Origin of the sequence: Chitinophaga sp. CCNWYY40 (assembly GCF_037483205.1) — a bacterium.
In the GTDB taxonomy this organism is placed as follows: Bacteria; Bacteroidota; Bacteroidia; order Chitinophagales; family Chitinophagaceae; genus Chitinophaga; species Chitinophaga ginsengisegetis.
This window is the reverse complement of the sequence record NZ_JBBHLF010000011.1, coordinates 1-11,967: the sequence shown is the minus strand read 5'-3', so window position 1 is coordinate 11,967 and position 11,967 is coordinate 1. Positions and strand designations below refer to the sequence as shown.

Genomic DNA, 11,967 nt, shown 5'->3' with positions numbered 1-11,967 from the left:
TTTTCGTGTAACCTGATACGTTATTATTTATGAAATATACTCCAACGGTTTCCCAACAACTCATCTGGCTGGATCAACTGATTTCCGGGACTTCTTCAAAATATAATATTGGTGGTTATGCCTCCCTGGAAGGTGCATTGTCCTACCCGGTTTTTCACGAAGCGATCCGTAATATGCTCCGCTCACAGGAAGCCTATGCCTCCCTGTTTAATGGATCGGCAGGGGAACTGATCTGTGAAACCGGAGAAGCGGTAGATGGTTATGAGGCGGCACTGATCGACTTTTCCGCGGTAGAAGATCCGGAACAGGCTGCAGCCGGATGGATGAGGGAAGACTTTGCACGTGCATTTGAAACAGAAAATAATTATTTATTTTTCTTTAAGTTATTAAAGATCAGTGAAGAGAAACATTACTGGTATGCCAAAATACATCACCTGATCAGTGACGGATGGTCTTTTAAACTGTTGCTTAATCAAACGGCTGATGTATACGATGCACTGATCAGGGAGCAGGACTTAACGCTTCCTGTATACCGCTACAGCGATTATGCCGGGGAAGATGAAGCCTATTACCAGTCGGCATTAGCTGACCAGGACCGGGCATACTGGTTGTCTGAATATGAACAACTGCCGGGGGAACTACTGTTGCCTGATTACCGCCAGAACCACACCGGTGAGGCGGACAGCCATACTTTATTCCTGTCGGCCGCGGTGAAAAAGGCGCTGGAACAATTTGCAGAAGAACAGAAGTGCTCCGTATTCCATACTATTTTAAGCATCTTACTGATATATTTCAGCAGAACAAGAAGCCAGGACGAAATAGCTATCGGGATGCCTGTGCTGAACCGCACCAAAAAGATTTATCGTCATACTGCAGGTGTATTTATGAACCTGCTTCCCTTAAAATTTTCTATTAAAGAGAATGATACGTTCCGGGAAGTGCTGGGTAAAGTAAAACAAAAGATGTCGGCCTCTCTCCGTCATCAGCGATACCAGTACGGCCGGCTTGCAAAAGACCTGAAACTGCCACTCAACAAGCTCTTATACGATATCAGGATCTCTTATGAAGATTTTGATTTTTCGTCTGATTTCGGCGGACTGGCCACCCACGCGGTGGCACTTTCCAATCATGCTGAGGCAGATAAACTTGCATTATACCTGAGAGACTATCACGCAGAAGGATTTGATGTAAGATTTGTTTATAACACCAGCTACTTTGATAAGGCCGGTATACAGTCGCTGGCCCGTAGCCTGGAACATATCATATCGGACCTGCCATTGAGCCTGGACAAGGAAATAAACCAGATAGCATTACTGAGTGAAACCGACCTGAATAACCTGTTGCCATATACTACCGGTGAGATAAAGGAAAGGAAAGAACAAAGCTTTGCAGCATTGTGGCAGCAGATGGTGACGCTTTACCCGCAACACATCGCCATATCTGCAGAAACCGGTGCCATTACTTACGAAATATTGCATAATAAGGCCGTCAGGATTGCGGCGGCATTACAATATCATATCAAAGAGAATAAGGCAATGGTAGCCTTGCTGCTGCCACGTTCTGCAGATTTTATTGCCGGTATGCTGGGAAGCATAATGGCCGGTGTGGCCTACATTCCGCTTGATCCTGAGCTGCCAGAACAACGCATCGCAGATATACTCGAAGATGCAGGTTGCAGCCTGATGCTGGTAACAGAAGCGACTAAACATAAGCTAACGCACACGTCTCATACCAGGTGTCTGGACCTGCAGGAAATATATACGATCCCGGATCCGGATAAATTCGCGGCGAAGATAACCGGTGATATGCCTTGTTATATCATCTATACCTCCGGTTCCACCGGTATTCCAAAAGGTGTAGTCGTATCGCATGCTTCCGTGATTGATTACGTGCATACTTTTAAAGCATATTTCAGACTTACCAATAACGACGTATTGCTGCAACAGGCTTCGTTGAGTTTTGATACGTCTGTAGAAGAGATCTTTCCCATCCTGGGAACCGGTGGGCGTTTGCATATTATCGGCGACAGGAAAGATCTTTCAGAAGTGAAGAGAACACTGGAAGAAGAACAGATCACGGTGTTCAGCACAAATCCGTGGGTGCTGAAGTTCTTAAACGGATCTGTATTACCGGCTGCATTGAGAATACTGATCAGTGGGGGAGATATACTGAAGCCGGAATACATCGACCGGATAACCGGCGCCAATATCGCGATCTATAACACCTACGGACCTACGGAAAGTACGGTATGCGCTACCTACTATAAGGTGACCGGCCAAGAGAAAGTGATCCCGATCGGTAAGCCCATACATAACCGGGAAGTATATATCCTCGATAATGCCCGGCAGTTGCAACCTGCTGGTGTAGAAGGGGAGATCTACTTAGGCGGCGCAGGGCTGGCCCTGGAATATATTAATAACCCGGCACTCACAGCAGAGCGGTTTGTGGAACATATTGCATATGCCCATAAGAAACTATACAGGACCGGTGATCTTGGAATTTTATCCGAAGATGGAAACATCTTTTTCAGAGGCAGAAAAGATGAGCAGCTGAATTATCGCGGATATCGCATAGAGGCTGCTGAAGTAGAGAAAGCCATCAATGGTTTTGCTGATGTGGAAGATAGTATTGTAGTAGTGCAGGCTTACCAGGAAATACCTGTGCTGGTAGCATATATTAAATACCAGGCAGATAGTGAATATACGATACCGCAACGCAGGCAATCTCTTGCAAGGAAATTACCGGCTTACATGGTGCCGGATATATGGGTGCCGGTAACCGAATTTCCTTTGTTGCATAATGGTAAAATCAATAAGGCTGCCTTACCGGATTTTCGTGAACACCTGCAAACAAACAACGGGGATGAAAGTGTACCAGCCTCTGATATGGAAAGAAAGCTGCTGCAAATATGGCGGACTTTATTGCAGCGGTCCGCGATAGGCATGCATGATTCCTTCTTTGAACTGGGAGGACATAGCCTGAACATAATGCAACTGGTTAACAGTTACCAGCGGGAGTTTGAGGTGAACGTGGCGGTATCAGAACTATTCGAACATACTACCATCGCTTCGCATGTGGTATTAATAGCCGGGAAGTCAGCTACCCCTTATCAGCTAATCAGGAAGGTTACAACAAATATAGATTATGCCGTGTCTGACGGGCAACGTCGGATCTGGACTTTAAGTCAGCTGGAAGAGCACTCCAGGGCCTATCATCTCTCCGGAAAAATGATATTCACCACAGCCGTGAATCCATCACATCTTGAGGAAGCCATCTTACAGGTGATCTCCCGGCATGAGATACTGCGCACAGTATTCCGGGAGAATGAATCCGGTGAACTCCGGCAGCTGGTATTGCCTGTGGAAGACACGGTTTTTATTTTAAACAGCAAGGACGGTACTGAACTGGAGGATGCGGACATTATCGCCTATATGGAAGCGGAAACGCGTAAACCATTTAGTCTCGCTAACGGCCCGCTGTTACGTGCAGGACTGATCCTGCAGGCAAACGGGCACTATCTTTTTTATTATGCCCTTCACCATATCGTCAGTGATGGCTGGTCGATGGAAGTATTGAAAAAAGAGATGATGGACTACTATACTGCATATGCAGCTGGTACCACTCCTGTTGTACCGCCGCTGGACTTCCAGTATAAGGATTATGTGGCCTGGAAAGAAGAGAAACTGGGACAGGAAACATTGACAGGACTTCGCGACTACTGGCTGGAGCAACTACGGGGTGAATTGCCGGTACTGAGCCTTCCCTCCGCCAAAGGAAGGCCATCATTCCTCACCAATAACGGCCGCCTGCTTTCTGTTATGCTTGGCAGGGAACAGACAAAATCGCTGCGTGACCTGTGCAGCCGGCACAACGTGACCTTGTTTATGGCGCTGCTGGCAACGCTGAAGGCGCTGTTTTACCGGTATGCCGCCCAGGAAGATGTTATCATCGGATGCCCCGTAGCCGGGCGCGATCACGCAGCATTGGACAACCAGATCGGGTTTTATATCAATACACTGGTGATGCGTACCCGTTTCAATGGCAACGACAGCTTCACTACCCTTCTGCAAAAAGTGAAGCAGGTAACCCTGCAGGCATTTGAACATCAACTGTACCCGTTCGACCGCCTGGTGGAAGAACTCCACCTGAAGCGGGACATGAGCCGCTCTCCGTTGTTTGATGTTAGCATGATCCTCCAGAACCAGCACGACCGGAACGAAGATCACAATGACAGTACACTTGAGGTAACCGATAAAGGAGCTACCGCATCAAAGTTTGATTTGAGCTTTGAATTCTGGGAAGGAACAGATGATTTGAGGATGAACCTGGAGTTCAATACCGACATATACGAGAAGAGAGAGATGACCCGTTTAATGGAACATTTCAACAACCTGTTAAATGCGCTGATCAACTCACCGGATGCCCCGCTTCATGCCGCCGGTTATTTATCCGCTGCTGAAAAACATGAACTGCTGGTTACTTTCAATGATACCTTTGCGGCTTACCCGGTGGATAAAACAGTGGTGGACCTGTTTACAGAACAGGCACAACGCACACCAGAACTTACCGCTGTTATATTTGAACACCAAAAACTTACTTATAGTGAGCTGCATCACCAAAGCAACCTGCTGGCGCATTACCTCGTAGAACAGGGCTGCGGCAGGGAAAGCAGGGTGCCGGTATTTATTGACCGCTCCCCGGAAATGATCGTCGCCATCCTGGCGGTGCTGAAGTCCGGGGCGGCATATGTTCCCATAGATACCACTTATCCGGAAGCAAGGGTATCCTATATTTTAAGCGATGTGGATGCAGAATGGATGATCACCCAGCAAAAATACCGGGATGTCTTATCTCCGTTTATACATACCCGTAAGATATTCGTTGATGAACCCAATGTGTCATCTGCCATAAATTTATTACCGGCAGGAGTAATGCCTTCAGATCTTGCGTATATCATTTACACTTCCGGTTCTACCGGTCAGCCTAAAGGTGTGATGATTGAGCATGCCGGTTTGGTGAACTTCATACTGGGGCAGATTTCCCTGCTGGAACTCAAATCGGGCATGGGGATGCTGCAGTTTGCTTCATTGAGTTTTGACGCCTCCTGTTATGAAATATTCAGTGCCCTTTTAAGCGGGGGCTTTTTAATGATACCTTCTGTGGAAGAGATGCTGTCTGTTGAAGTACTGGCCGCGCTTATCAATAAGCATCACCTGAGCACCACACTGCTGCCTCCTGCTTTTCAGCCATTGTTGCTAAAAGAAGACATCAGCAGTTTTGCTACTATTATTTCAGGAGGAGATGCCATAGATGTGCAGGCCGGTCTGGAGATCCAATCCAGGAATATCCGCCTGGTAAATGCTTACGGGCCAACAGAAATAACGGTATGCGGCTGCTTTTCGAAACAGCCGATACTGGAGAATGGAAAAACAACAATTGGCAAACCGGTACCTAACATGCACATCTACATCCTGGATGGCAACATGCATCTTTTACCGGTAGGCGTGCCAGGTGAACTGTATATAGGCGGTCCGGGCGTGGCACGGGGCTACCTGAATAAACCGGCACTTACAACAGAACGTTTCGTGAACAATCCATATAACAGCAACGGTGCTACCAGATTATACCGCACCGGGGATCTGGGCAGGTGGTTACCGGATGGTAATATCGAATACCTCGGTCGTGCAGATGACCAGGTGAAGATACGTGGCTACCGGATAGAACCAGGTGAAATTGAACAGGCTCTCCGGCAATTGCCGGGTATTGAACTGGCTGTTGTAGTGGTAAAGGAAAAGACGGATAAGGAAAAGCAGTTGCAGGCTTATTTAAAGTGTCTGCCCGACATCGATTTTCTTTCTGTCAGGCAACAACTCCTGAAACAATTGCCTGAGTACATGATACCAGGTGCATTCATCCGTTTGGAGGAGATGCCCTTAACCGCCAGCGGTAAAATAGATAAGCAAAAAATGCTGACCCTGGCCGGTATTGAAATGAATAAAGGAACGGCCTTTATAGCACCGCGTACGGAAACAGAAATAACCCTGGTAAAGATATTCGGAGAGTTGTTGGGCGTAGCGAACATTTCTGTTGGCGACAGTTTCTTTGACCTGGGAGGAAACAGCATGTTACTCATAAAATCAAATCACCGCATCATGCAGGAGTTTGGCATAAAACTAAGTATCCGAGACATGTATAAACGCATGACCATTGCGGAACTGGCAGACATAATAGATGCCATCCGGTGGATGCGCCACGGTGAAACAAGTGACCAGCAACAAAACAAAGAGGAGTTTTCAGTTTAAGCGATATTACATGAAAAGGATCATAGGAACCATAATTGTCACGATTGTTACCATTGCCTGGGTAATCTTCATCTCACTGCATTTTCACGGACTAAACGCCATGCAGCAGGCGCTTAACTACAACGGCGGAATTGCAAGCCTGGAGGGCAACCGGTATGATAGTACGGCTACTTTAAATATACCATTTGCAGGTGCCACCGTAAGTATTGATTCGTTAGGAATTCCTCACATTTTCGGAAAAGATAATAATTCGCTGGCCTATGCTACCGGTTATATGCATGCGCGTGACCGTTATTTCCAGATGGAGATACTGGCCCACAGCGTAATGGGAAAATTGTCTGAGATTATTGGCCCCGATGGTATTCCATCTGACCGGTTATGGAAATCGTTTGAGATAGAAAATAAAGCGTTGGCGGTAATGGATAGCCTGTCTGTAACAGATCCCGGGCTTGTCAGTTACCTGAACGCCTATACGCAGGGCATCAACGATTATATACATGCAGAAAGGAAAGACCGGCGGGATCCCGCCTACCTGTGCTGGGGTTATTCGCCTCAGCCCTGGAAAGCATATTATACGCTGCTGATTCAATGGTACCTGAGCTTTGATTTGTCTTACTACGATGATTATGTCAGCCGGCAGGAAATCCTTGACAAATTGCCGCGGCACATACAGGAGATCCTTTATCCGCAATCGCCGGACAACGAGCCGGTAATTATTCCATCTGTGCATCCTGCACCTTTGTCGATGAAACAAAATGGCCCCGCCATGCCTAAGGTTTTTGACCAGGCAAGCAAAAATACCTATGCTGCCAGGCCGGTGTACAGCAGCCTGGGGAGCAATAACTGGGTAGTAGGACCAACCGCAACAGCCAACCAGGAATCATTCCTGTGCAATGATCTCCATCTTTTCCTTACTAACCCGAATATTTTTTATGAGGTGCAGTTGCACAGCGATAGCATGAATATATATGGGTTCACTATTCCCGGTGTTCCTGTTGTGCTTACCGGGCATAATGAAAAGGTGGCCTGGGGAATTACAAACGGGGGATGGGATGTTACTGAACAATACCTGCTGCGTACAGATCCCCGGGATGCAAGCCGCTATTGGCTCAACGGGCAATGGGAGAAGATGACCACGCGGAAATTCACCATTGCTGTTAAAGGACAACAACCGGTAATACACACGGTAAATTATACTGTTTTCGGACCGGTGTCAAAAAAAGGTGCGTTTACCTGTGCTACCCGCTGGCACCCGGCATTATCCAATTATTCTATCAGGGCCTTCTGGAAGATGAATAGCGCCACCGACTGGAACAGCTTCAGGGCATCCCTGCGGGAATATGATTATCCTTCCCAGAATTTTGCTTTCATGGATGTGAATGGAAATGTAGGTATGCAATGCGCTGGCAGGATGCCTGTTAAACCAGCGGCTTATGAAGGTGGAATGCTGGACGGAACAGTGTCTCCCGAATATGGATACCTGCCCTTTGATTCACTTCCGGCATCGTTGAACCCTCAGCAGGGCTATCTTTTTTCCGCTAATCAGCAACCCGCAAAAGACAATCATTATTATGCCAACAGGTGGTTCGACGACCTGTACCGGCCTAAGCGGATCAATGAACTGCTGTTGGCAGGTAAAGGAAAGATAACCCGGGAAGATATGCGGAAGATGCAGACAGATGTGACAGACCTGGCAGTAAATGACCTCCGGCACCTGCTGGTGAAATATACAGATACGGCCAGGCTTGGATCTGACTGGAAAGCACTTCTCCGCTGGAACGGGGAATTGCTGCCCGATAAGAGGGAAGCCGTGTTTTTCCGGATTTTCCGGAGGGCAGTACGGATGAATTGCTGGGATATAGCCGGTAAACTGGGCGTATGGGCCAGTCCCTCGATGGATCAGTTTATGCACTTTTTATTGCTCGACAGCACCGTTACCCACAATGGGAAAAATTTCAGCAGCAGGATATACTTCCATAAACTGATGAATGATGCCGATTCACTGTATAAAATTGCACCGCACGACCCCTATACTTTTTCCATTCCGCAAATGACCATGTTGCCAGGCTTTGATATCCCTGTAAAAGATGTGGGTGGCAGTGAGAATACCATTAATGTAAATTATAGCGCACATCCGGTGATCAGAACATTGATACAGGTGAAAGATGGCAGCATACAATCGTGGATGGTAAACGCCCTGGGGCAAACGGGACGGTTGAATGACAAGGACTATGCCCTTCAGCTGGATGACTGGAAAACCAATAAAATGCATCAAACGCAGTTTCCGCATACCGCTGATCAGCTATATGGGATAACAGCAGTGATTACTTTTAAACAGCAACCATGAAAATCCTATCCTACCTTTTTGTACTTGCCCTGATCGTTGTAAATCACTTCCTGCTGCCCGGGTGGTGGCAGATACCGGTATGGTGTGTGTTAGGCCTGTGGCTTTCGCTGCCGCGTTGGGGGCTCAGGCGTTCCTTTTTCGGGCATATTGTTGTTCCTGAAATATTGATTGCGACAGGATTTGCGCTTTTTTACCGGAGCCGTATAGGCGCCGGATATGCGCATTTCAGCGAATTTGTTATGCCGTGGTGGGGATGGATAGGATTGGTGATTACTGTAAATGTTATAACAGCGCTGTTGTGTATGTATACTTTTTTCTGTATCGGAAGGCTGTTGAATTATAAACGAAAAAATAATCCGGAAGAAACGGTCATAATCTGATTTCATGGGAAAGATAGTTTTTATCATGGATGTAGAAGAAGGACATATTCTTCCCACATTCACACTGGCGCAGTCGTTAAAAGACAGGGGACACGAAGTGCTGTACCTGAGCATAGCCGATAATGAAGTATTTGTGAGAAAGCAGGGATTTGATTTTTATCCTATTTTCCTGGATAAATATCCAAAGGGATACAGGGAAGCTTATAAGCGCAGAAATGCCAATATTCCGGGAACAGCCACCAGTAATGATACACACATATGGGAGATAGCCGAAGGTGCGTATGATGAACTGATAGCTTCTCTCAAAGCCGACCTGTTTATTGTAAGTACTTTTCTGCGGATAGATATGCTGGCGTTATACTACAGGTATGGAATATCGCCGGTTGTATTTACGCCTTATTTAAGGGATGCGGGCGTAACAACGGCCATAGATTGTATGGACGAGTTCATGAAAGCCCCTGGCGAAGAAAGCATGAAGTTTATAGAATTCCTGCTCAGCTCCGGGGCAGTATTTAGTACATTAAAAGACCTGGTACAGCCTTTTGATACTTTCTGTGAACTGGTCGCTTGTCCGCGTGAGCTGGAAACCGCTACTGACCACATTCCTCCGAATATTCATCATATAGGACCTTCTGTAAGAACAGAAAGCGGACAAGGTGATCATCTTCCTTTAGATAAAATTAAAGGGAACAGGAAACTGATTTATGCATCTATGGGATCACAGGCAATCAGCTATAAGTACGTATGCCGCTCTTTTTTTCAGAAGATGATAGATGTGATGAAAGATGTAGAGCTGAGTGATTACCATCTGGTTCTTTCTGTGGGGCCGGAATTCGATGAAATGACTTTTTCGCTGGTGCCGGAAAATGTAACTGTTGTAAGGTGGATTTCACAGATAGAAGTGCTGAAATATGCAGTGTTGGCCATTACACATGGTGGCATGGGTACTATTAAAGAATGTATTTATTATGGTGTGCCTATGATTGTATTGCCGCTGTCACGCGACCAGCCATCCAACGCGGTCCGTGTACAGCATCATCGTCTCGGATTGTCTGCACCTATTCATGGCCTTACCGGATCCCTCCTGTATTCACTGATCATGGATGTATTGAACAGTGTGGAAATAGGAGAGAATATCCATAAGATGAAAACGATCTTTCAGTATAAACAGGCATCATGCCCCGGTGCGGATATTGTAGAACATCTTTTAATGAAAGCGTAGATAATTATTTGTTTTTCCCTTAAGTATTCAAGAGAATTTTATGTTTGATCTCCTAAACAGGCTTAAAAAGCTGAATGTTCAACTATATACCGAAGGAAATGATCTGAAAATAAAGGCTGATCCCGGGGTGATGAGCATCGCCTTGCTGGATGAAATAAAATTGCATAAACCAGGTTTACTGGAGTTGCTAAAACGCACTGTGGAAGATGATTTCAACTTCCGGGCCGGGAAGCGTGACGACTATCCTCTTTCAGCACAACAACAGGCTGTCTGGCTGCTCTGCCAGAATGAACAGGCCTCCATGTCTTACAATATCCCTTTGATCATGGAGATCAGCGCGCAGGTAAAAACAGATCTGTTGGAACAGGTGTTACAGGATGTATTGGGAAGACATGAAGCATTCAGTACCTCCTTTTTCCTGGATAACAAGGGTGAAGTGCGGCAACGTATCAGCAGCGGAGCGGTGCAGGTTGCCTTCGGAGATTTGTCCGGCGCTACAGATGCCGCTGTGAAAGAGGCATTGGCACAGGAATGCATGTACGTGTTTGACCTGACTAAAGCGCCACTGGTAAAAGCGAAAATATGGAGAAGAGATACGGAACATTATTTGTCATTACTGATCCATCATATCATTTTTGATGGCGCTTCCCTGGAAGTGTTGAAGAAAGATTTTTTTATCACTTATGAAGCGAGGCTAAAGGGCGACAGTCCTTCCTTTGAACCGCCTGCATTCAACTACATGGATTTTGCGGTATGGCAGCAGGAAAAACTGGAGCAGGGGCACTGGGACCATACAAAAGCGTTCTGGGAAGAAACACTGGCCGGAGAACTACCCGTGTTACAGTTATTTCCTTCTACCCGCCCGGCAACAAAAACCAGTGCAGGCATGCACTTGTATTTCAAAATATCTGAAAGTCTCAGTATCGCGGCAGCACGTTTTTTTAGCCATCATAATGTTTCTCATTTTACAGGTTTACTGGCCGCGTTAAATACCTTATTGTACAGGTACACGGGTAATGAAGACCTGGTATTGGGAACGGTGGTAGCAGAAAGAAACTTTTCCAGCCTGCAGGAAGTCATCGGGCTATTTATCAATACAGTCCCTATCCGTACAAAACTTAACCCGGCACATAATTTTGAGCAACTGCTGGAGTTACAGCAACAGGTGCTGAAAGATGCGATGCATCATAGCCAGCTTCCTTTTGCTACGCTCGTGGAAATGCTTAATAAGAAAAGAGATGCCAGTCGTTCGCCGGTTTTTGATGTAATGGTGATTTATAACGACCATAAGCATAGTGAAAGTGGTGCCAATACTGACTTTGCGGTAATGAAGGAGGACCTGCGCGCTACCAGTCAGTTTGACATCGTATTTACCTTCGATAATACAAAAGAAGGTTTGTTCCTGAATATTGAATTCAATACAGATCTTTATGAAGAAGCAGCGATTTACCGGTTGTTTCATCATTTCCGGGCACTGCTTCAGCGATTGATAGCAGCACCGGATGCTGCCATCTATACATTGGATTATTTGTCTGAAGAAGAGCATCAGCAGTTATTACATACTTTCAACGATACGGATGTTGATTATGAACGAGGAGTAACACTGCCCGGACTGTTCCGGCGCCAGGTGGCCTTACAACCGGAGGCAACAGCGCTGGTGTTTAAAGACAGCCACTTTACTTACCGGGAGCTGGATGAAATATCCGGTCGCCTGGC

5 protein-coding genes are annotated in these 11,967 nt (G+C 46.4%); all 5 read left to right on the top strand.

From position 1 onward, the window contains the following. The first annotated feature begins 29 nt into the window (after positions 1-29). Positions 30-6,302 carry an amino acid adenylation domain-containing protein gene (locus V7S65_RS31345; RefSeq protein WP_336389498.1) on the top strand — a complete coding sequence of 2,091 codons (6,273 nt, stop codon included), beginning with the start codon at positions 30-32 and terminating at the stop codon, positions 6,300-6,302. Between the two features lie 10 nt (positions 6,303-6,312). Further along, on the top strand, positions 6,313-8,649 hold the full coding sequence (locus V7S65_RS31340; protein WP_336389497.1) for a penicillin acylase family protein: 2,337 nt from the start codon (positions 6,313-6,315) through the stop codon (positions 8,647-8,649). After that, on the top strand, positions 8,646-9,029 hold the full coding sequence (locus V7S65_RS31335) for a hypothetical protein (protein ID WP_111580714.1): 384 nt from the start codon (positions 8,646-8,648) through the stop codon (positions 9,027-9,029). The genes V7S65_RS31340 and V7S65_RS31335 overlap by 4 nt, the downstream gene beginning before the upstream one ends. Before the next feature lie 4 nt (positions 9,030-9,033). After that, entirely contained in the window at positions 9,034-10,251 is a 1,218-nt protein-coding gene (locus V7S65_RS31330) for a glycosyltransferase (protein WP_336389496.1), read from the top strand. Between the two features lie 40 nt (positions 10,252-10,291). Further along, positions 10,292-11,967 (top strand): condensation domain-containing protein (locus V7S65_RS31325; RefSeq protein WP_336389495.1); only part of this gene is annotated, 1,676 nt, incomplete at its 3' end.